Genomic DNA, 23,211 nt, shown 5'->3' on the forward strand with positions numbered 1-23,211 from the left:
TACCAAAGAATAATATCTTAAGCGAGGTGAAATATAATGAAGGAAGGATTACATCCTGAATATTACCACGATGCAGTAGTTAAATGTGCTTGTGGAAACACTTTTACTACTGGTTCAACTAAAAAAGAACTTAAAGTCGATGTATGTTCTAGCTGCCACCCATTCTATACTGGAAAACAAAAAGTTCTAGATACAGGTGGAAGAGTTGAAAAGTTCATGAGAAAGTACAACTTAAAAGCAGACAACAAATAGTTAAAAAAATGGGAAAGATTTTATCTTTCCCATTTTTCTTTATTAAACATTCCTAAGAATTCTTTATTGTCCTTTGTTTTTGAAAGCAAATTAATAAGCTTTTCTGTTACAGCTGCTGTATTATTTTCATTGTAAAGAACCTTTCTTATAGTAAAGGCAGCTTCTAATTCCTCTGGTGTTAAAAGCAAATCTTCTCTTCTAGTTCCTGACTTATAAATGTCTATAGCAGGGAATATTCTTCTCTCTTCCAATCTTCTATCTAAATGGACTTCCATATTACCTGTCCCTTTAAACTCTTCAAAAATCATATCATCCATTCTGCTTCCAGTATCCACAAGAGCTGTTGCAAGTATTGTAAGACTTCCACCTTCTTCAATATTTCTTGCAGCGCCAAAGAACTTTTTAGGCATTATAAGAGCTCCTGGATCAAGTCCACCTGATAGAGTTCTTCCAGTTGGATTAATAGTTAAGTTATATGCTCTTGAAAGCCTTGTTAAACTATCTAACAGTACTATAACATCCTGCCCTTGTTCAACCATTCTTTTAGCTCTTTCAAGCACCATATATGCAACTTTTGTATGATGCTCTGGTTCTTCATCAAAAGTAGAGTAAATAACTTCACCTTTAATAGACCTTTGCATATCTGTAACTTCTTCTGGTCTTTCATCTATTAATAACACTATTAACTTAGATTCTGGATGATTTGTGGCTATACTGTGAGCAACTTTTTTAAGAAGTGTAGTCTTTCCAGCCTTTGGCGGAGCAACTATTATTCCTCTTTGACCTTTCCCTATAGGGGAAATTATATCCATAAGCCTTGAAGATAAGTCTGATTGACTTGTTTCCAACCTTATTCTTTCATTTGGATAAATAGGTGTTAACTTTTCAAATCTCTGTCTTCTTACAGCCTTTTCTGGATTCTCTCCATTTATTTTCTCCACATATATTAGAGCTTGAAACTTTTCTCCTTCTTTGGCTGTTCTGATTTTTCCTTCTACCTCATCTCCAGTTTTCAAATTAAATCTTCTTATTTGAGATGGTGATACATATATGTCTTTAGGTCCTGTTAGATAATTTTCTCCTCTCAAAAATCCATAATTGTTATTTTCAACAATCTCTAGGACACCTTTTGCACTATCAGATTCACTTATAATTTCCTTCAGATTTTTCCCTTTCTCTACATTGCCTTCCGTCTCGTCAATTTCATCAATATCTTCTGACACTTTAGTTTCTATATGTACGTTTTCAGTCTTTTCCTTAATTTCTCCTTTAGCTTCAGTTTCTACACTATGTGCACTTTTAGGACTTATCTTTTCTCTTAAAACAACTCCATTTTTATTTATAGAAGCTGGAGATTTTTTAATAATCTCTTCTATAAGATCTGCTTTCTTTAATTTTGAACTTCCTACAATTTCTAATTCTTTAGCTATTTTTCTCAGTTCAACAACCGTCATAGAATTTAAATCTTTATTGGTCAAAAATAGCACCTCCATATTTTATTATATATATAATCCTTGGGAAATAGTTTAGACTAAAATATTTGATATGCAATACCTATTAGATTATACTCCTTTTTTTATTTTTTATCTACTTTTTTCAAAATAAAAAAGTAATCTGTATATAATATTGACAGATTACTTAAAACATATTCAATTTATTAGAACATTGCATATATTTTTTCATTTACTTCTTTATATTTATTTATCTTTTCTTCAACTTTTTCTTTATCTCCTATAAAGAATATAGGGTATCCTATCTTTTCACATCCTCCAATCACCATACTGCCATTTATAAGGTGAGAAATGTCGTAAGAATAATAATGATTTTCTCCACACATGGGACATTTAACGTTAAGCTGGATTTCTCTACTTGACAAAAAAATAGCTTCTATATGTTTGAAATACTTGTCTATATCTGTAATATTAAATATGTGTATTCTTTTCATATCATACTGACCCAAGCCATTTTTAAATGCTGCAGTAACTACAGTATCTATTAACAATTATTTTCACCCCCATCATATTAAATAAATTCTATATCTATTTAATATTTCCTTCAAAACAATCTAAAGAAACTAAGAAAAGGGTGAACTAATTTTAATTTCTCTATACCCTAAGCCATACCAAAATAATACCCTATCATGTAAAATTGAACCAATCTTTTATTATTGATACTTTCTTATCAGTAGCATTTAGTTCAATCTCACATCCTATAGGTAGTGTAAACATTGGATGGGTATGACAGCAGTCAAAATCTGCAATGAATGGTATCTTTCTATCTTCTAACACTTCTAATAGTACTTCATATGGTTTCCTGCCTGTCTTTAAATCGTCAAACAGCTCATGCTTTCCAAGGATTATTCCAGAAATCTTGTCAAAGACACCATTTACCTTCAAAAGAGAAAAACTTCTTTCTATTGTTGCAATATCCTTTAAAGAATCTTCTATAAAAAGTATATCTCCATCTTTTACTTCAGGCATATACTTACTTCCCCATATTCCTTCAATTGTATTTAAATTCCCGCCTATAACTCTACCCTTAACAACACCATTATAAACTGTTATCCATTCATTTTTTCTTTTTTTCTTGCTCCTACTTTGTGTTTCCCAATTAATGTATTCCTCTGTCCAATATTCAGGTGTTTCAAAGACATAAGGAATTTTTATATTATCCATAGTAATTTCCTTAAAATACTTATATGTATAGTCAACAAAAGGTGGAAACTCTCCAAAGGAAGCCACTAATGCAGGTCCATAATATGTATTTATTCCAGTTTGTGCATATATAGCAAGTAAAATTGCAGTAACATCAGAATATCCTACTATTACTTTAGGGTTTCTTTTAAAAGCTTCATAATCTATATATGGAAGAATGGAATTTGAGTTCATTCCTCCAATTGTAGACATAATGCACTTTACTTCTGGATTTCTAATTAATTCATTTAATTCTTCTGCTCTTTCTTTAATACTTCCAGACCTATAAAAATCATGTTTTCCTGTAAGATTTCCTTCTATAATCTTAAACCCTTTTTCTTGCAAGTATTTTTTTGCTCGTTCAAATCTTTTAGGACATGAATATGTTATGGGTGAAGATGGTGAAAAAATACCTATAGAGTCACCAGCCTTTAATTTATCTACATATTTCATTTTTACTCCCCCTTAAACACAATGTCTCTTGTTCACCACATTTACAATGTGTACAGCATTTTTATTAAGTGGAGAAGTGGGAAGGCACCTATGGTGCGAGTGGAATGTTCAATATTAGTATTATATAAGTGAAAAATCCACGACCTAATATTCAGTCATGGATTTTCAGCGATGTATGATGCTACATCCCTGTTAATGCTTAATGTTCTAGTTCTATTCAAACATATTATATACTTCTTCTACATTGACTATCTTACTTCTTCCAAAACTGAGCATTTCAAGACCAATTTTCTTTCTTTCAGCATTAAATGATGCTGTAGTTTCAATTGGCACAATGCAGTTATAATTTAATGAGAAAGCATGGCTACAGGTTTCAAACACACAAACATCTGTTGCAGCTCCTACAAGTATTAAATTTTTAATACCATTATTATTAAGTATCTCGTCTAAGTTAGTATTGAAAAATGCATCCCATCTATTTTTTACTACCAGTTCTTCTCCTTCACGCGGTGCTAACGGAGGGATAATCTCTGCGTCTAAAGAACCTTTAACAAAATGCTTATATTTTCTCACTTCAAATCTTTCATTAAGCATTTCCCAGTCGCTAAAGTCCTCATTATATTCAGTTTTAACATTTACAACTAGCATACCATTTTCATTAAAGTAATCCTTTAATTTCACTATGGGTGTTACTATATCTTCCTGCTTTGTTACATCAACGTTCAGCATCTTTACTAGTGATCCATCAGGAGCGCCACCACCATATTGCATATCAATAACTATTAATGCTGTTTCATTTTTCTTTAGCATAATAATCTCTCCCTTAAATGTATAGTCATATGAATATTATACCGCCAATTGAAATGATATTATTAATAAAAATAATGGAAATTGATTATTACAAGTTCGACATTTCTTACAATTGTGTAATAAATTATAGTTAATTTATATCCTAACCATAACACTAACATAGGAACATCATCTATAGGATTTGCATTGTAGAAAGCATTGAACAAGCTTTAGAAGCTTTCCTAAATGCAAATCTCATAGGTGATGTTACATATAAGAAAATTACTGCGCAATTTTCTTATTTTCCAACGCTGCCTTTATAAAATCTCTAAATAATGGATGAGGTCTGTTAGGTCTTGATTTAAATTCTGGATGAAATTGAGTTGCTACAAACCAAGGATGATCTTCAACTTCTACTATTTCAACCAGCCTATTATCTGGGCTAACACCGGTAATCTTAAGTCCAGCTTTTGTGATTTCTTTTCTGTATTCATTATTAAACTCATATCTATGTCTATGTCTTTCATAAATTACCTGCTCTCCATAGGCTTTAAAAGCCTTAGAACCTTCTTCAAGCTTACAAGGATAAATTCCAAGTCTCATAGTACCGCCTTTTTCATCTACATCTTTTTGTTCTGGCATTAAATCAATCACTGGATGAGTGGTATTTTCATCTATTTCTGAACTGTTAGCATCTTTAAATGATAAAACATTTCTCGCAAATTCTATGACTGAACACTGCATTCCAAGACATATTCCAAGGAAAGGTACCTTTTTAGTTCTTGCATATTTTATAGATTCTATTTTCCCTTCTATTCCCCTATCTCCAAAGCCTCCTGGAACTAAGATGCCGTCTATACCTTCTAAATAATTATCTACATTTTCAGAATTAACTTCTTCTGCATTAATCCACTTAATTTCCACATTTGAATCATTAGCAAATCCTCCATGACTTAATGCTTCTACAACTGAAAGATAAGCATCATGAAGCTCCACATATTTACCTACAAGACCTATAGTTACATTTTCTTTTAAGTTCTTAATTTTATTAAGCATTTCTAACCACTCTGTATTATCTATTTCATTACAAGTTAATTCTAGTTTTTTACAAACCAAAGTATCTAGTCCTTCATTATGAAGCATTATTGGAACTTCATAAAGATTTTCAGCATCTAAATTTTGTATTACAGCATCTGCATCTACATTGCAGAATAATCCGATCTTCTCTTTTACCTCATCTGACAAAGGCTTTTCTGTACGACATACTAATATATCCGGCTGAATACCAATCCCCCTCAATTCCTTAACCGAATGCTGCGTTGGCTTAGTTTTAATCTCTCCAGCCTTTCCAAGGTAAGGTATTAATGTTACATGGATAAAGCATACATTTTCACGTCCAACTTCATATTTTATTTGCCTTATAGCTTCTAAAAATGGCTGAGATTCTATATCTCCCACTGTTCCACCTATTTCTGTTATAACCACATCCACATCTTTTTCCTTAGCTACTCTATAAACCCTTGACTTAAGCTCATTTGTTATATGTGGTATTACTTGAACAGTACCTCCTAAATAATCTCCTCTTCTTTCCTTTTGAAGTACAGACCAGTATACTCTTCCTGTGGTAACATTGCTGTTTTGGCTTAAATTTTCATCTATGAATCTTTCATAATGCCCTAAGTCCAAATCTGTTTCTGCACCATCATCAGTTACAAAAACCTCACCATGCTGATAAGGACTCATGGTACCTGGATCTATATTTAGGTATGGATCAAATTTCTGTATAGAAACTTTTAATCCTCTATTCTTTAATAATCTTCCAAGTGAAGCCGCCGTTATTCCTTTCCCTAGAGAAGACACAACTCCTCCAGTTACAAATACATATTTAGTATTCAATATAATTCCTCCTTTGATATAAAAAACTATTGACATATTGTTTATAAACCTTTATAATAAAAATTACCCCATAAAATGGGGATGCTATATGGTAAAATCAAAAACATAAATAATATGATATCATAATTTTTATAATTATGCTAGTCTTTTTTGTATTTTTTGAATTTTTATTATCTACTTAAGTTCTTCAATTCTCTTTTCCGCTTGAAAATACGCCTCTCTAAACTCTCTATTTATAAAAAACTTTTCTTGAGCTTTTTTTACATTGTAATTTACAATTCTTCTACTATCTATAGAAAAATCTTCATTGATTTTATTCATATCATCACATTTATACTTTTTCAAAAGTAAAAAGAAAAGATATTTAAGTTCCTTATCTTGTAATATTTTAAAAAGTTCATCTCTGTTTATACCTTTCATAGAGCATATTATTTCTATTACTTTTTCATAGTTTTCCATCATATACATAAATTTCACCTCATTTAGGATTATTATCCATAAAACCTAAATTTAAACTTATACTTATTATTTTTAAAATAAAAACTCACTCAGCATACATAAAGAGTATACTAAGTGAGTTGTGAATTGGATGAACTAATGTTTTAATTGTATTTTATATAACTATTTTACTTTTATATCTATATTTAATATAGTCTTTAAAGGTTTCTGTCCAGCTAATGCCATATTATAGTCTATAGAAATCTTACCACCATTGTCATCCACATTTATATCCAGCTTATTTGTTTTTATCACAAGTTCTAAAGCTCCATAAGGAGTATCATACATGGATATATCACTACTTTTATCTTTAAAATCCACTTTTGCATTGGTACTTCCCATCCTTATAAGAGTAAACTTATCTGGCTTAATTTTCAAGGTAGTTGTGGTGCCTTCCATCCCTGATATTTCTGTTTCATCATAAACTGCATAATAGCAATTGTTTTTCTTATAGAACTTTCCTTTGGTTATAACTTCTACGGCTTCATCTTCATTTCCAACCTGTTTGCTTCCTACAGATATAATTGCATCCTTTTGCATATCCAACCTACCTTCCTAGACTATTAAATATCTGCTCAATTCTTCTTCCGCAGCTGGTTCTACCTTTACGGACTTGTTATAAGGACTTCCATACTTTCCATAAATAACACTTAAGGTTTCCTCTTCTCTGCCTTTAGAATATCTTCCGGCAACCTTAGCTGCAAAGTGTATGTCTTCTTTTGATGCATCTCCTATTATAACCACCATAGAACCTTTGAAATCCTTAACTAAAAATCCTAAATCTTCTTCTATTAAATATTTCTTTAGGAAATTTGCTTCTTCTGCAGTTCTAGTTGATATAATCTTTGCATTTTGAGAAACTCTAAAATGTCTTCCTATTTTCAAAAGTTCTATTTCTCTTTGGGTAGGATTTTCTTTATGCTGTAATAGTTCTCTGAGTCTTACAGAAAAATTAGGATCTGTAAGCTTGCATCCGCCAGCTGGAGATGGATAATCCTTTATTCCCCACTTTTCTGCAAGCTCCATCTGAATTTTTCTGCTTCTTCCTGTTATTCCTAAAAGTTTCTCTCTATCTACCAATCCATTTAACTCCATTTCTGTTGGAGGAAGCGCTTTTGCTGAAAGGGGTCTTAATATTTTATCTGGAAATCCAGATTCTTTTTTTACTATATTTAGAGAAGACTTATTTTGAGACATAGGTCTTTGATTTAATACTTCTCCTGTTATAATAAAATCCGCCTCAAACTTATCCAATAATTCCCCAGCATATCTCATCATCATAGCATGACAATCAATGCATGGATTCATATTTTTTCCATGTCCATGTTTAGGATTCTTGGTCATACTAAAATGTTCATCAGAAAAATCTACAATTTCTAAAGGTATACCTATTTGATTAGTCATTCTTATGGCATTGTCTGGACCAAAAAAGTATGACTTAAAAGTTATTCCTATAACATCTATTCCTTGTTCTTTTATTAACTTTGCAGCTAATATGCTGTCCAATCCCCCAGATATTAGGGCTAATGCTCTTGTCATATTGTTCCCCTTTCTAGTTGCTATAAATCATTATAGGTTATTTCTTTCAATGGCAAGTTCTATAAGTTCGCTTATTAAATCTCCATAAGATTTACCCTCTGCCTGCCACATCTTAGGATACATACTTATCTTAGTGAATCCTGGTATAGTATTCACTTCGTTTAGATATGCCTCCTCTGTTTCCTTATCTACTAAAAAGTCAACCCTTGCTAAACCTGCACAATCTAAAATTTTATATATTTTAATAGCCTGCTGTCTTATTTCCTCAAGCTTCTCTTCGCTTAAAGCTGCTGGAATTAAAAGTTTAGATTCCGCATTAGAATATTTAGCCTCGTAGTCATAAAATTCATTTGCAGGAATTATCTCTCCTGGAGTTGCAGCTGTAGGTTCATCATTTCCTAATACAGCCACCTCAACTTCTCTTGCATTAATGGCTTCCTCAACCAAAACTTTTCTATCGAATTTTAATGCCTCTTCAAGTCCTCTCTCTAGTTCTTCTCTATTGCGAGCCTTGCTTATACCCACAGAAGAACCACTGTTTGAAGGTTTAATAAATACTGCATATCCTAACTTATTTTCAATTTCCTCTAATAAACTTTCCTTACTTTTTCTATATTCATAAGCATTTACTATTACATAATTTGCTTGTTTTATTCCAAAATTCTCAAGAAGATATTTTGTATAAACTTTATCCATACATACAGCTGAAGACATAACTCCAGGACCTACACAAGGAATACCTAAAAGTTTGCATAAACCTTGTATTGTTCCATCTTCTCCGTATAATCCGTGCATTACTGGAAAAACTACATCAACTTCTCTGTTAAAAAGTATCTCTTGACCATTTGGAGATTTATAAAATTCATCTTTTTCCCATTCCCCATTTTCGATTTTATCAATTGCTCCTGTATATTCAAACCATTTTCCATCCTTAGTTATACCTATTGGATATACATCATATTTGCTTAAATCAACATTTCTTAATACCGAAGACGCCGAAACACGTGATACCTCATGCTCTGTTGATTGTCCTCCAAAAAGAATAGCTACCTTCTTCTTCATAACTTCATCTCCCTCACAGCTTTATACTTGACAAGTAAAATCAGCTTAATATCAATCTTATTTTTAAACACTTACTATATTTTAATCCAAATAACAGCGCACTTCAAGATACTAAACTTTAAACTTTGATACCATGTTTATAAGTTTTTCAACACTTTTTTTAGCATTATTTATAGATTTAAGTACATCATTAGATTTATCTACAATTATAATTGTACCTTCTGCCATACCTTGAGTGGCATTAGACATCTCATTGTTACTGCTAGAAATTTGTTCTATAGATTTTACTATATCACTTATTTTCTCCGTAATTTGATCTAATGCATCACTTAAACTAAAAATAAAATCTCTCATATATTCGGCATCCTTATAATATTTATCTCCAATTTCCGCAAGAACTTCATAATCTTTAATAATGTCCGTATCAATGAATTTTATAACATCCTTAGAACTCTCTGTTAGATGTTCAACAGAACTTATGATTTTTTCTGTAACCTTACTAATTTCATTTACAGCATTTTTTGAGCTCTCAGCTAACTTTCCAATTTCTTTAGCTACTACAGTAAAGCCTTTTCCAGCTTCCCCCGCAGTAGCTGCTTCAATAGTTGCATTCAACGCTAAAAGATTAGTTTGATGTGCAATTTTTAGTATAGAATCCACTAGTAAGTTAATTTTCTCTGCTTCTTTAGAGCCTTCTATAGCATCACCTAATTCTTCTTTTATCTTAGTTCCTATTTGTCTTGCACTTTTTTGTGATATTTCTGCACTCTCCTTTAGCTCACTAGCTCTTGACCTAATTTCCTCTACTACAGAAGTTCCTTCCTTTGCTTTTATATCTATAGAATCAATAACTTCCATTATTGTTTCAGCAGTACCCACCATACTTTCTGTAGAGGCCGCTGTCTCTTCCATACTTGAAGATATCTCTTCTGTAGCTGCAGATATTTCCTCAATTTCCCTTGTTAGGTTGGACATATTATTATTAGTCTTATTAACTATATCCTCTATTTCAACAGATTCCCCTATAATGGTTTTAATAATATTTCTAAAAGAGTCTTGTACAGCATTTATATTTTTAGCCAACTCTCCTATTTCGTCATCACTTATTACATCAACTTGCTTAGTCAAATCTCCTTGGCTATTAGCTATATCCTTTAACTTGGTTAAAACATTCCCTACAGGATTTATAATTCCCTTTGAAATATATTTCCAAACCATAATAAAAATAATAAATTCTATAATAACTAAAATTAATATTTTAACTATTAAAAAATATACAGTTCTTTCTATATTAGAAATATAATCATTTATACTTTTATATGCCTCATTTTTAAATGCGTCTACTGATTCATTTATCTTCTCAGCTTCCTTATCAAATTGAAGCATTGTAAGGTTTCCTTTCTCTGGTCCTCCTTCAATATAATCCTTAGCCATTTTCTTTCCAGCTTCATAATAAGGTTGAAAATCCTCTTTTATCTTTTCAATATTTCTTTTACTATCTGGATTAATTTCTATAAGCTCATCAAAGAGTTTTTCAATATTTTGTGCGTGTTTTTCTGCTTCATCAAAGCCATCATCTAATCCTTTTGCTGCTCTAGTGGCACTAATATCTGTAAGCCACTGCTGTACTTGTACAACATTTAGTTTTAGCTCTTCTGACTTTGTTAACATAGCAAATGCCTTATTATTCATTTCTTTTACCTTTTCCAAATTACTCCTTAGAGAAGTAATTTGATTAACCATAATTCCCATAAAAATAGCCATCATACATATAATGGGCAGCATTATCTTTATCTTTATACTTTTTATTTTTCGCATAAAAACCACAACCTTTTCTAAATTTTTATTTTCATATTTATCATTTTGCTTTCATATTATGTTATTCACAATTAATTATATGTTTCTTTAACATTGTAAATAAAATTTGATCACTTATTATACTTTCGTAAATTTTTTTTAAACATTAAGATTTAATTGGCAAACTTGCTTATTTATAATATATAATTATAATATAATATATTACAATTTATATAGAAATTCTAATATTTTATTTATAAAGGGGGGATTTTATGATTAAAACTCTGCTGCTGTGCGGCATAGTGTTGCTTATATGCGTAATTTCCAGTAAACTTTTATATCGTTTCGGTATACCTACACTGATAATCTTTTTAATCCTAGGAATGATTCTTGGTTCCGATGGTATAGGTGGAATATATTTTGATAATTCCACTTTTGCTCAGCAGATTAGTAGTATAGCTTTAGTATTTATAATGTTTTATGGAGGCTTTGGTGTAAGCTGGAATGAAGCAAAACCTATAGCATCACAAGCTATTCTTTTAGCAACCTTAGGAGTAGTATTTACAGCAATCCTAGTTGGCGTATTTTCTCATTTTATACTTAATATAAGCCTTCTTGAAGGAATGCTTTTAGGAGCTGTAGTATCTTCTACAGATGCTGCTTCTGTATTTTCTATATTGAGATCTAAAAGCTTAAATCTGAAAGGCGGACTTGCTTCCATGCTTGAAATAGAAAGCGGAAGTAACGACCCTATAGCATATATGTTGACTACAGTTGTTATTTCCTTAATTACAAATAATAGCCAGCAATCAATAATAGGAATGTTATCTCGTCAGATACTATTTGGTATTGCTATTGGTTTTGTTATATCATATCTTTCAGTGCTAGTTTTAAAACGGATTCATCTAAATGTAGAAGGATTATACTCAATTCTTGTAATATCACTAACATTGCTTGGTTACTCTTTGAGCGAAATTTTAGGGGGAAATGGCTTTTTAACAGTTTATATAATAGGAATTGTAATTGGAAACAGTAAGATTCCATACAAAAGAAATCTTGTCCATTTCTTTGATGGTGTATCCTGGTTAATGCAGATTGTTTTATTCTTTACATTAGGATTGTTAGTCTTTCCATCTCAACTTCCATCAGCTTTTACAAACGGTTTTATAGTTGCAATATTTATGGCTTTAGTTGCTCGTCCTGTTGCAATCTTTAGTATACTCAGTTGGTTTAAAACTCCAATAAAACAACAATTGCTCGTGTCTTGGGTAGGTCTTCGTGGAGCTGCCTCTATAGTGTTTGCAACCTATGCCCTTACAAACAACCTTTCTGTTGCAAATGAACTATTTAATACGGTCTTTATAATCGCTCTATTTTCCATTATTGTTCAAGGAACATTAATTCCCACAATATCAAAAAAACTAGATTTAGTTGAAGAAGAATCATCTGTATTTAAAACTTTTAATGATTACGAAAATGAAGTGCATACAAAATTAGTAGAAATAGTTATTGAAGAAAATAGTCCTTTGAAAAATAAAACTATTATGAATGCTAATATACCTGAAGATGTACTCATAATTATGATAAAAAGAAAAGATGAAGTCATCATTCCAAAGGGATCCTCAGTTATAAAGGCAGGAGACATTTTAGTTCTGGCTGCTAATGATTTGCAAAAACTTCAAGCTATTTAAAATTAAGAATTGAGAGTGAATATTGTTTCGCCACTTTGAAACTACAATAACTCTCAATTCTCAGTCATAAATATCCCACTACAAATAAATTGCCTTTTAATTCATTTCTAAATTGTTAGTTCTCCATCTTTTGTTTTTATGATTTGAAGAATATTCTGCTCATATCCATTTTCTGCATTTATATAAACAATGAAATCATCATCTTTACATTTTCCAACAAACTCATAACAAAGAACTTCTTTATCAGTTTCAGTTGGTACTATGGCTAAATTTGTTGAAGTTATTTTTAGATTTTTTCCAACCTTCTCCCTTGCTTTTTCTTTTGAAATTTTAGGCTTTGGTATATCTCTTTTCTCAACATGAGAAATTAGATATTGCTGTGATTCTATTCCAAGTATATCTCCATTATCTAGAGCTATTTTCAGTTTTATTTGGTCTGGATAAATAGCCACATCATTTTCATGATATACATAGCTTACAGTCACAGTATTATCAGCTTTCATTGTATAAGTAGACTCCATATTCTTATATCCAAGCTTTTGCAAATAATCTTTGCCAATTGAAGCAGCCTTTTTTACATCTATCTTTGCTTTATTTACTCCTCTATTATCTATTAAATAAACAACCTTTCCTCCATTTTTGCTTATTTCACATACAACATTTTCTCCTTCTTCTCTTCCCTTTAAAGACACATTAAAGCTATAGGAAGGTATCTTGGTCTTTCCATCCTCTCTTCTTGTTATAGATTGAACTTTATCTGTTCCTAAAAGCTTTTTCACAATGTCTTTAGCATTAGCTTCTGTAATCTCTTTCTCTTGTAAAATCCTTGGTTTTACCTCTAAAATATTTTCTGAGAAAGGTCCATCATATATTAGTGCTGGATATCGTACTACTTGGTTTTGTATGTTTTTAAATTTACTAGATAGTAAATTTGTTTCAGATTTATTTAATCCTAAACTAGCTTTTTTTCTCACCTCTCCCCATTTAACTTTGCCTTCATTTATATCTTGTTGAATCTCATTTAGTTGAATTAGCAAATAATCAGCTTCATTTTTTAAATTTTCTATGTTCTCATAATCCTTATCAGATAAAGCTTTCCCTTGAGATGAACTTCTTGCAAGGCTGTAAGCAAAGTCACTTACTTGGGATAGAAATTTGCTAGTTCCATCTAAATCCTCCTGAGGTATAGGAAGAGAATGTAGTTTATCATTAGCTGAGTCTGCATATTTAGAGATATTTCCAAATGCTATTAGACCCTGCTCCTTAGATCCTATTACTGCGGATTTTGCTAAATCAGTTTTTATATTTTTTACTGAATCAATCAGTTGATACATACTTTTAGAATATTCGCCCTGAAGATAATTCCTGTAATCCGTTCTTTCAAGCGTCATTAAAATAGCAAAAGTAGTAGAAAAAACTACTATAAAAGCTACCGCTATAGTATAGACGATTCTTTTCTTATTCATATCTAATGTTTCCTCCCATTTATTATCATAAAATTCCTATGAATAGTATTTGTTCTAATAATTATTGTTATACATTTTGGTTATACTACTAGTAGCACAGCACAATTACATTAATATTAAAGAAAGAGTGAAAAAAATGAGAACATTGATTTTTTCAATTTCTGCTGGTGAAGGTCACTATCAAACCTCTTTAGCCATGAAAAAATACATATTATCAAAAGATAAAACTTCAGATGTTATGATTGTTGATACTCTAACTTATATAAGCCCCGTCCTAAATAAAATAATCATTGGCAGCTACTTAAAGGCGCTTCAAATTAAGCCAAGTTTGTATAGGAAATTGTATTATGTCATAGATTCTAATAATAAGCCTTCATCTCTACAATTAAATTCTAAATTTAATAGTTTGTTATCAATTAAGCTTAAAAAGCTCATAGATGACTTTCAGCCAGATACCATAATATCGACTCATCCTATACCTACTGAAATGTTATCCATACTTAAGCTAAAATTAGAATTAAAGGTACCTATAATTACCATAATTACAGATTATGCTCCCCATCATTTTTGGCTTCATGAAGGTATAGATGCATATATCACAGCTAATAAAAGCTTGATTAAGGATATCTCTGAAAAAGGAATAGATGAGAACAAAGTTTATAGCCTTGGTATTCCTGTTAACCCAGAATTTTTAAAAAAATATGACAAAACACAAACCTTATGTTCTCTGAACTTATCTCCTGACAAATTTACTATCTTAATAATGGGCGGCAGTTTAGGTATGGGCAAGATTTTAGAACTTTGCAAGGAATTAGATAGGATAGAAAATGATATACAAATAATAGTTATAACAGGAAAAAATATTAAGCTTTATAAACAACTAGTAAAACTAAAGACTAACTTTTATAAAGATATTAGGATTCTTAAGTATACCAATGAAATAAGCAAATATATGCAGGCTTCTGATTTGCTCTTTACTAAACCAGGTGGAATAACAGTAACAGAGGCTATGCTTTCATCTGTACCTCTTGTCTTATTTTCTCCAATTCCTGGTCAGGAAGAAAAAAATGTTAAGTTTTTAACCGAGCACAATTTAGGAATTTATTTAGATGATATAAAAAATTGTAATAAAATTGTTAAAGATTTATTAGAAAATCCTTTTTTATTAGAAAGAATTAAGCGAAACTACACAAACTACATAAAACCTCATTCTGGAGATGATATATATACTTTAATGTACTGCCTATACCAAGATAACCTATCAAATCATATAAGCAGCATAAAAGTCCAGAAAAATTAATCTTCCTGGACTTTTCTATATATATTCTTTATATCTTCTACAATCTTAAATTTGAATTTTATATCATTGCTTTCAATATCTTCATTCTTATTATCAACGAGTTTGTATTCATCTTCTGTTAACACAGACTTCATTTCTCTTTCTGTTTCATCATAGGCAATTTCTCCTCTTGTTACATCTACAAAGCATAGAGGGGGAAACATTATGCACCACCAGTTATGTCCTTCTCCATTTCCTATTATAATCCTGTAAGCTTCATAATTTCCTTCTGGTAATGTTATATTTCCATAGCTCTTAACTGGAAAATTTTCATGAGATAATGATGTATTAACAGTATAAGTATACCCATTTTCTCTAACCACCTTCTTAGCAATTTCTTTTATAACTTCATCATTTGCTTTTAATATGTTTCTTGAATCATTTATATTTTTTGCTTCTTTAAGTTTTGGAGCTATATATTTCAAAACTTCATCTCTTACTTTCAACTTTAAAGCTTGGTCCTCTGTAGTATCACTGTTAGCTATAACGTGAAATCTTATCAGTTTATTTGCAATTGTTTTTTGGCTGGCATCAGCTCTCATATAAGAAACTCCTAGTATAATTCCTAATGATAGTGTTAAAAAAACCATAATAGCAATTATTTTTTTCATAATACTTGTCCCCCATTTTTTTATACGATTTATCTCCTATATTCGAAATTATTGACACACTGTTTTAAATATATACATTTCAATATAAAAAAGATTGGAAAAAATCGAACTTATTTTTTCCAATCTTATAATTATTTTGTAATTCCAAGTCTTCTTGCTTTAGTACTTACAGTTACATCTATATCAGCATTTTTATAAACTTCTTCCCAGTTGTCTTTTATTTTTTTATATAATTGTGGTTTAAACTTTTCAATATATTCCCTAAGCCCTATGGCATCTATAGGATGCTGCTCTTGAATTATTCTTCCTAACTTTTCACACTTTCTTTCTATTACATCGTTAAAACTATCTTGTATTTTTTCAATTTCACCTTGTGAAAATATATCGCTGTCTATATAATATCCTTTTAACTGCCCTTCTAATAATACATCTATATTAAATTTTAGTTTTTTAGGATTAGTATCGTCTTCTAAACTTATCTTCCTCTTTATACCTGTTATCTGTAATTCTACGGGATGGCCATCTATCAATATGACCTCTTTTCCTCCCTTTATTTTGCCCTTCAATATTTCTAATGAAGCATCTTCTTCTGGCGTTAAATATCCTTCTATTTTATAATCTTTTATCAACGCCACCCCAGATATATTAAGTTGATCTTTATTAACCTTATCAAATTCTATGGTTGGTATTACAGCAGTTTTATTTTTATACATGGATATAAAAATATCATTTAACCTTACAGGAAGAACACTAAAATTGCTAATCCCATTTTCCATTAGCCCAGTTATATAAGATTCAATATTCTTTTCCATTTTAGGCTCAAATTTAACAAACTCTTCTGCATTACCCTTTGCCACAACCACCAACATCATTTTATTAATATCTGGCTGACGTTCTAAATAATCAAATACCTCTTTCATTGTTTCAGGATACTCTATTATTTTATCGCTTAATATCAGGAGCTTAGAATGACCTGTATATACACTTCTACTCATTTTAGATGCTAGTTCTGTTACTGCATCCTGCATAGAAAAGGATTCAGTAGTTACAATCTGTTCTTTGGCGGCACTTCCACCCTCAGGACCAAGTTCACTAATATTTGGAAGTCCAAAGGTAATATTTAATTTTTTAAAATCTTTTTCTTTAAAAACTTCATTAGATTTTATTTCTTTAAACTTTTCCTCATCATCTATGTTTTCTCCTGCATCAATGGCTATGGTAGATATAAAACTTCTGCTATCAATTTCTACCTTATCCCAACATCCAGTTAAAAAACAACAAGTTAATGCTAAAATCATTACCTTCTTATGTCTCATCTTTAACTCTCCTTGCCTTAGCAAAGCCAGTAATCAATAATACAATAGGTAATATTCCAATTATTACAGGATCTGTATATGGAGTAATCCTATCTTGAATACTGTAAACTTCAGCTATATTTTCTGGATATAAAGACAGTATATATATTACAGGAGTTATTAATACCAATGATACTTTTACATCTTCCAGCTTAAATACATCTCTAATAATTTCAGAGCTGAAATAATATACATTTACATAAGTAGTAAAGTAGAAAATTATCCAAAAGGTCATAACTATACCTTCCCAACGTTCTATAAAGGTTCCTGGCATATCTACAGTCGAAAACATACTTATTGTTGGCCATAGTAACTGAGAATTATATTCTTTTGAAAATACAAACAAGGCTGACAAAGTTATTATAATATAAAAAGCACTTATAAAGGCTAGGCTCTTAAATGTAACTCTTATAATGCTTCTTTTGTTTCTTACCATAGGGATTATCATATATAATATTCCAAAGCCTAAAAAGCTGAAAACACTTACTCTTACAGCTTTTATATACTCTAAAGGCTCATGAACAAATATAGGAAGTATATTTGTAAAATCTGATCCCTTCAATACAAAAGGTATGCCTGTTAGTACTGGTACAAACATTAACCAAAAAGCTATTTCATTAAATTTTATTACGCTTTCAACTTCTCCCCTTACAAGAAATCCTCCAACTAGAAACATTGCTAATATTATAAATTCTGTAGGTGTTCTATTTAAGAGATACATTTTTATTACTTCAGCAAAAGTTCTTATTTCTATAGCCATTATAAACATGCCAGCTAATACAATATAAAGTGCTATGGCATTTCCTAAGAATTTTCCAAAGTTTCTCTGTAGCATTTCTACAAGCCTTCTATACTCATTAATTTCAATAGCCTTATAGATTATATATAGAAATGGAAGTACTATAAGTGCGCTTAAAATTATTACAATCCAACCCTCACTTCCTATGACTTCACTAAGTTTTCTTGGATATGTGAATGCAGCACTTCCAACCACAGTTACTACTATAGTTACAAATAAATCATATTGACTCAAAATGTTCTTTTTATTCATAAGGATATATCACACCTCTTTCAAAATCATTTTTGCCTTATCTTATCTCCAGTTTTCATATAATTTGGTCTCTTTTTAAAATACCTAAGAGGCAGCCTTATAAACATATCCTTAAAATCATTTATATCTGGACTAACAGCTGGTGCTAAGTATGGTATGCCAAAGCTCTTTAATCTCAGTAAGTGTGTGAGTAGTAATATAAGTCCCAGCATTATACCATACAAACCAAGTACTGCAGAGGCAATTATTAATAAAAATCTTGTAACTCTAAGTGCAATAGAAACTTCGTAATTAGGCGTAATAAATTCAGTAATAGCTGTGAGGCTAGTTATTATTATCATTAAAGGACTTACTATTCCTGCGCTTACAGCTGCCTGCCCTATGATAAGACCTCCTACTATACCTATTGTTGAACCTATAGGTCTTGGAAGCCTTAATATAGCCTCTAATAAAAGCGCAAAGCTAAACTCCATAATCAAGGTCTCTACAACTGATGGAAATGGCACTCCTTCCCTGGAAGCAGCTATAGAGTAAGCAAGCCTTGATGGTATAATTGCAGTATGATAAGAAGTAACCGCAACATATAATGCCGGAAGAATCAAAGATAATACTACCGCAATAGTTCTTAAAATCCTCATTAATGAAGCATTTATCCAACGCTGATAATAGTCATCAGGTGATTGAAATAGAGTAGGAAAGGTTGCTGGAGCTATAATGGCAAATGGTGAATTATCAACTAGCATAGCTACTCTTCCCTCATATAAGGCTGCTGCTACCACATCTGGTCTTTCTGTGCTTTGTATCTGAGGAAATAATGAAAAAGGATTATCCTCTATCAATTGTTCTATATATCCACTGTCTAATACAGCATCGATTTCTATATCATCTACCCTATTATTTAATTCATCAAGAACTGATTCATTTACAATATCTTCTATGTACATTACCACTGCGTCTGTTTTTGATCTAGTTCCTAAAGATTTTGGAACCACTCTCAATCTAGTATCTCTTACTCTTCTTCTAACCAAAGCTGTATTAAACCTCATGGTCTCTGTAAAGCCTTCTCTAGCACCTCTTATTACGGTTTCACCCGCTGGCTCACTTACTCCTCTTGCTGGCCAAGCACGAGTGGCTATAACATACCCAACTCTAAGACCATCTATAAGCATCAAGGTTTCTCCTGAAAGCATGGCATTTATTCCATCTTTTAGACTATCAACCTCTCTCATATCCGCTACAGCTAATATTCTCTCTTTTATTTCATCCACATGATATTTTACAGACTCTTCATGCATTACGCTCTCCATTATGTAGTCACTTATAAAGCTTTTGTCTGCCAGTCCATCAACAAATACAATAACTGCATCTAATTCATGAATTCTAAACTCTCTAAACACTATATCTGAATTATCTTTTAAAAGTTCCTTCATATATTTAACGTCTTCTTTAACGTGCCTAGATATGCTTTCCTTGATTCTCTCTTTCAAATTTGTCACACCCTTCACACACTTTAATATTGGAGTTAATTTCAATACTTATATAAGCAAATTTAAAGCAAACAATATAACTCCTAATAAAGTTACACCATTTCCAATAACTCTTGCTTTCCTAGATGCTTCAATCATTCCTGACCTCTTCAATTCTTTTGAATCTATTAAGGATAACACTGCTCCCTGTATTACAAGCAATGCTAAAAAATATTTTCCAAATAAATTTATAATTTTCATAATATCACTCCTACTCAGCCTATTTTTTGTCTTCTAGCAACAAAATATACACACAAAAAATAACAGTATTCTTCACTAAAAGAATAACAGTATTCTTCACTAAAAAAACCGTATTCTCCACCTTAGAAGAATACGGTTATCCTTAAATCGTTCTAGTTATATAAACTTCATTATATTTGTCTTTAAAATACTCATAACATCTTTGAGCCTTTAAAATATCATCAAAGAATCCGAATACAGATGGCCCGCTGCCGCTCATCATAGAACCTAACGCTCCACCCCTAATCATTTTTTCTTTAATTTCTTTCAATATAACATGCTTTTTTAATGTTACATTTTCAAGCACATTCTTCATATTTTCGCTAACATATACGATATCATCATTCTCAATAGCTTTAATCAAACTTTTAGTGTCTGGATGTTTATATACTTTATTTAAATCTAAATTCTTATACACTTCCTTAGTTGATACACCAAAATTAGGTTTAACTAAAACTAGCATATGTCCTTTAAATGGCTTAAGAGGAGTTACCACTTCTCCTATACCTGTGCATAAAGCAGTTCCACCCTTTATGCAGTATGGAACGTCTGCCCCTATATTTAGTCCAAGCTTGCTGAGTTCATCATCACTAACATCTACTTCATACAACTTTCTCATAGCTAATAACGTAGCTGCAGCATCCGTACTTCCACCTGCAAGTCCTGCAGCTACAGGAATGTTTTTATATATACTAATATCTGCTCCACCTTTTACATCATAAGTGTCCATAAACAGCTTAGCAGCCTTATAAACTAAATTTCTTTCATCTGTAGGTACATAAGACTTATTGCACTCAATATTAATATCTCTTCTGCTCTTTTCTACCTTCAAAATATCGTATAACTCTATATTTTGCATTATCATCTCTAAAAGGTGATACCCATCTTCTCTTTTTCCCACTACATCCAATGATATATTTATCTTAGCGTATGCTTTAATCAACATATATGTTTCCCCCGCAATATCTATTTAAATATAAATTATTTTAACATTATATCACAAAATTATAAACAAAAAAACTATAAGTATAGACTTAGTCTACACCTACAGTTTTATTTTTATTGACTATTCCTTTGAAAACCCTTTCCTATCTTGCACCTTCTAAACTTTCTAAACTCTCTAAACTGCCTTTTAACGCTTCTCCACTGCGCCTCAGCGCCTTTCTTCATTCTCCACTTTCTAAACTTCTACACTCTCCACTTCTAATGCTGCCCTTATATAACCGCTCTTCCTGGTATAATCAATTTCTGTCCAGCCATTATATTATCACTATTTAGCTCATTAACATTGATCAAATCCTCTACAGTAGTGCAGTACCTTTTTGCAATCTTCCACAATGTATCTCCATCTTGAACTACATAAATTGTTATACTAGCTTTCTTCTTTATTACTTCATCTTCAAGAGGAACTATATCAACCAAGAATTCCTTATGAGTAACATAATTAACTCTTGCATAAACTCTTACAATACCTTTTACAGCTATAGTCCCAGCTTCTATAGAGGTTTCTAAATTCTCTAGATGCGCCTTTACAATGCATTCCATGTCAATCTTAGCTCCAGACACTTCTACACTACAATTGAATGGAATATCTTCACTTAGTGTAGCTATATATTTATCATCATCAGATGTCTTATATAGCACATTAACATTTAATAATCCTTCCACAACTACTTTATCTTCTACTATTCTCTTATCTGTTACTGATACCTTTCCTATAGACATAATGACTTCAACTGGTTTTGGCATATTATTTTCTAATTCTATGTTTTCTTTAATTATAGTTTCATTTATATTATGTCCTAGCATGGTATTAAGTTCATAGCCTTTTTTGTCCATCTTTAACACTCTAGAAGGTGAATAAGCATCTTCTATCATGTCCACTTCTTCTTTATGCATAACTTTAATATCACATTTTACTAAAGCTTCAACATCAATAATTCGGTTTTCTCCTAAATCATTTTCTTTAACATTAAATTCGATATCATCAACTACAAATTCCGAACTATTTTCCATGAACTGGTCTGCGTTTGGACATTCTAGCTCTTCACTAACAAATACATCTTCCTCCAAACTGCATAATTCTCTATTTTCTGCAGCTTTATATAGAACTTTTATTTTTGTAAAAGCTTCAACTTCAGCTTTCCCTTCCTTAAGTTTTACATCTGCCTTATGAACAGTAACATCACAGTCTAAAATCTTGCCTATTTCTGGTTTGTCCATTGGAACTTGAATATGGGCCTTGCTTATCAATTCTCCATTTACATTGCCTATGACCTTATCAATAATACAAGGATTTTTTAGAAGTTGAATGTTATCCAAATCGTCTACACCCTTAATAACATCAAATTCATATTTCTTATAAACCCATAGCTTTAGTTGTACGATTCCTTCAATAGATATTTTTCTTTCATTAATTATGCTGCATTCCATATGTTCAATATCGCATTCTAATGAACAGCTCATATCAGCTTTAGCACCATTCATCTCAATATAAGTTGAAAAATCTTTAGTATATACTACATTAAAAATCTCACTATTTTCTTCTACGCTTGCTAAATAAAGTACATTGCATTTTACCCTTCCTTCTACATATACCTTATTTTGCATCACCTCTTTATTAACAATTTTAGGCTTAGCATCTACCATCAAAATTTTTTTCACATCTGGCTGAACATCAGGTATAACGTATTCTTCTTTTATCATATTATCAACTGCCTGTTCGCCTAGAAGTTGTTCGTACTCTATATTTTCTTTTATCAATTCCATAGCCATCCATTCTACCTCCCATAAAATACCTACTAACTAATGTATATATACTCTTTATAAAAAATATGATATCTTTTATAAAATAATTACCTATTTTTTAGCAGTAAAAAATCATGGATTAGGCGGCTATCAATTAAGACTATGTATTGAAAATATTTTATATTACAAAATATTTCTTATAAAA

General features: G+C 31.1%; 21 protein-coding genes. 3 read left to right on the forward strand and 18 right to left on the reverse strand.

What is annotated here, in order from left to right; genetic code table 11:
• The first annotated feature begins 36 nt into the window (after positions 1-36).
• Positions 37-252, forward strand: a complete 216-nt coding sequence (gene rpmE, locus ACFWTK_RS07770) for a 50S ribosomal protein L31 (protein ID WP_415875432.1) — start codon at positions 37-39, stop codon at positions 250-252.
• A 20-nt stretch (positions 253-272) separates the two neighbouring features.
• Here rpmE and rho read toward each other — a convergent pair whose 3' ends face one another.
• The 10 genes from rho to ACFWTK_RS07820 form a co-directional block, all read right to left on the reverse strand.
• A complete protein-coding gene (rho, locus tag ACFWTK_RS07775; RefSeq protein WP_415875433.1) occupies positions 273-1,730 on the reverse strand; it encodes a transcription termination factor Rho in 1,458 nt (485 codons plus the stop codon).
• 179 nt (positions 1,731-1,909) lie between these two features.
• Positions 1,910-2,254 (reverse strand): hypothetical protein, encoded by a 345-nt coding sequence (locus tag ACFWTK_RS07780; RefSeq protein WP_415875434.1) that lies wholly within the window; start codon positions 2,252-2,254, stop codon positions 1,910-1,912.
• 136 nt (positions 2,255-2,390) lie between these two features.
• A complete protein-coding gene (locus ACFWTK_RS07785) occupies positions 2,391-3,398 on the reverse strand; it encodes a S66 family peptidase (protein ID WP_415875435.1) in 1,008 nt (335 codons plus the stop codon).
• Positions 3,399-3,611: 213 nt separating this feature from the next.
• Positions 3,612-4,208 (reverse strand): cysteine hydrolase family protein, encoded by a 597-nt coding sequence (locus ACFWTK_RS07790; protein WP_415875436.1) that lies wholly within the window; start codon positions 4,206-4,208, stop codon positions 3,612-3,614.
• Positions 4,209-4,469: 261 nt separating this feature from the next.
• Entirely contained in the window at positions 4,470-6,083 is a 1,614-nt protein-coding gene (locus ACFWTK_RS07795; RefSeq protein WP_415875437.1) for a CTP synthase, read from the reverse strand.
• 174 nt (positions 6,084-6,257) lie between these two features.
• A complete protein-coding gene (locus tag ACFWTK_RS07800) occupies positions 6,258-6,551 on the reverse strand; it encodes a ribose-5-phosphate isomerase (protein ID WP_415875438.1) in 294 nt (97 codons plus the stop codon).
• A 153-nt stretch (positions 6,552-6,704) separates the two neighbouring features.
• Positions 6,705-7,121 carry a DUF1934 domain-containing protein gene (locus ACFWTK_RS07805; RefSeq protein ID WP_415875439.1) on the reverse strand — a complete coding sequence of 139 codons (417 nt, stop codon included), beginning with the start codon at positions 7,119-7,121 and terminating at the stop codon, positions 6,705-6,707.
• A gap of 15 nt (positions 7,122-7,136) precedes the next feature.
• Entirely contained in the window at positions 7,137-8,120 is a 984-nt protein-coding gene (locus ACFWTK_RS07810) for a tRNA 4-thiouridine(8) synthase ThiI (protein WP_415875440.1), read from the reverse strand.
• Between the two features lie 30 nt (positions 8,121-8,150).
• Positions 8,151-9,182, reverse strand: a complete 1,032-nt coding sequence (locus ACFWTK_RS07815; protein ID WP_415875441.1) for a D-alanine--D-alanine ligase family protein — start codon at positions 9,180-9,182, stop codon at positions 8,151-8,153.
• A gap of 111 nt (positions 9,183-9,293) precedes the next feature.
• A complete protein-coding gene (locus ACFWTK_RS07820; RefSeq protein WP_415875442.1) occupies positions 9,294-11,000 on the reverse strand; it encodes a methyl-accepting chemotaxis protein in 1,707 nt (568 codons plus the stop codon).
• Positions 11,001-11,254: 254 nt separating this feature from the next.
• Here ACFWTK_RS07820 and ACFWTK_RS07825 point away from each other — a divergent pair, with 254 nt between their 5' ends.
• Positions 11,255-12,670, forward strand: coding sequence for a potassium/proton antiporter (locus tag ACFWTK_RS07825; RefSeq protein WP_415875499.1), 1,416 nt, complete (start codon positions 11,255-11,257; stop codon positions 12,668-12,670).
• A gap of 107 nt (positions 12,671-12,777) precedes the next feature.
• Here the strand turns inward: ACFWTK_RS07825 and ypeB are convergent, their stop codons facing one another.
• Complete coding sequence (gene ypeB, locus ACFWTK_RS07830) at positions 12,778-14,136, reverse strand: germination protein YpeB (protein WP_415875443.1); 1,359 nt, start codon at positions 14,134-14,136, stop codon at positions 12,778-12,780.
• A 136-nt stretch (positions 14,137-14,272) separates the two neighbouring features.
• Here ypeB and ACFWTK_RS07835 point away from each other — a divergent pair, with 136 nt between their 5' ends.
• On the forward strand, positions 14,273-15,436 hold the full coding sequence (locus tag ACFWTK_RS07835; RefSeq protein WP_415875444.1) for an MGDG synthase family glycosyltransferase: 1,164 nt from the start codon (positions 14,273-14,275) through the stop codon (positions 15,434-15,436).
• Here the strand turns inward: ACFWTK_RS07835 and spoIIR are convergent.
• The 7 genes from spoIIR to ACFWTK_RS07870 form a co-directional block, all read right to left on the reverse strand.
• The gene (spoIIR, locus tag ACFWTK_RS07840; RefSeq protein WP_415875445.1) at positions 15,433-16,086 is read right to left on the reverse strand and encodes a stage II sporulation protein R; all 654 of its coding nucleotides are present in this window, start codon (positions 16,084-16,086) and stop codon (positions 15,433-15,435) included. The genes ACFWTK_RS07835 and spoIIR overlap by 4 nt on opposite strands.
• A 131-nt stretch (positions 16,087-16,217) precedes the next feature.
• A complete protein-coding gene (locus ACFWTK_RS07845; RefSeq protein ID WP_415875446.1) occupies positions 16,218-17,402 on the reverse strand; it encodes a Ger(x)C family spore germination protein in 1,185 nt (394 codons plus the stop codon).
• Positions 17,392-18,492 (reverse strand): GerAB/ArcD/ProY family transporter, encoded by a 1,101-nt coding sequence (locus tag ACFWTK_RS07850; RefSeq protein ID WP_415875447.1) that lies wholly within the window; start codon positions 18,490-18,492, stop codon positions 17,392-17,394. Before ACFWTK_RS07850 ends, ACFWTK_RS07845 begins: the two co-directional genes overlap by 11 nt.
• A gap of 26 nt (positions 18,493-18,518) precedes the next feature.
• On the reverse strand, positions 18,519-19,979 hold the full coding sequence (locus ACFWTK_RS07855) for a spore germination protein (RefSeq protein WP_415875448.1): 1,461 nt from the start codon (positions 19,977-19,979) through the stop codon (positions 18,519-18,521).
• Positions 19,980-20,027: 48 nt separating this feature from the next.
• On the reverse strand, positions 20,028-20,219 hold the full coding sequence (locus tag ACFWTK_RS07860) for a CLC_0170 family protein (RefSeq protein WP_415875449.1): 192 nt from the start codon (positions 20,217-20,219) through the stop codon (positions 20,028-20,030).
• Between the two features lie 142 nt (positions 20,220-20,361).
• Positions 20,362-21,204 carry a 4-(cytidine 5'-diphospho)-2-C-methyl-D-erythritol kinase gene (gene ispE / locus ACFWTK_RS07865; protein ID WP_415875450.1) on the reverse strand — a complete coding sequence of 281 codons (843 nt, stop codon included), beginning with the start codon at positions 21,202-21,204 and terminating at the stop codon, positions 20,362-20,364.
• A 269-nt stretch (positions 21,205-21,473) separates the two neighbouring features.
• Positions 21,474-23,033 (reverse strand): DUF3794 and LysM peptidoglycan-binding domain-containing protein, encoded by a 1,560-nt coding sequence (locus ACFWTK_RS07870; RefSeq protein ID WP_415875451.1) that lies wholly within the window; start codon positions 23,031-23,033, stop codon positions 21,474-21,476.
• Between the last annotated feature and the right edge of the window lie 178 nt (positions 23,034-23,211).

It is taken from the genome of Clostridium sp. (assembly GCF_047777555.1).
Lineage (GTDB): Bacteria > Bacillota > Clostridia > Clostridiales > Clostridiaceae > Clostridium_H.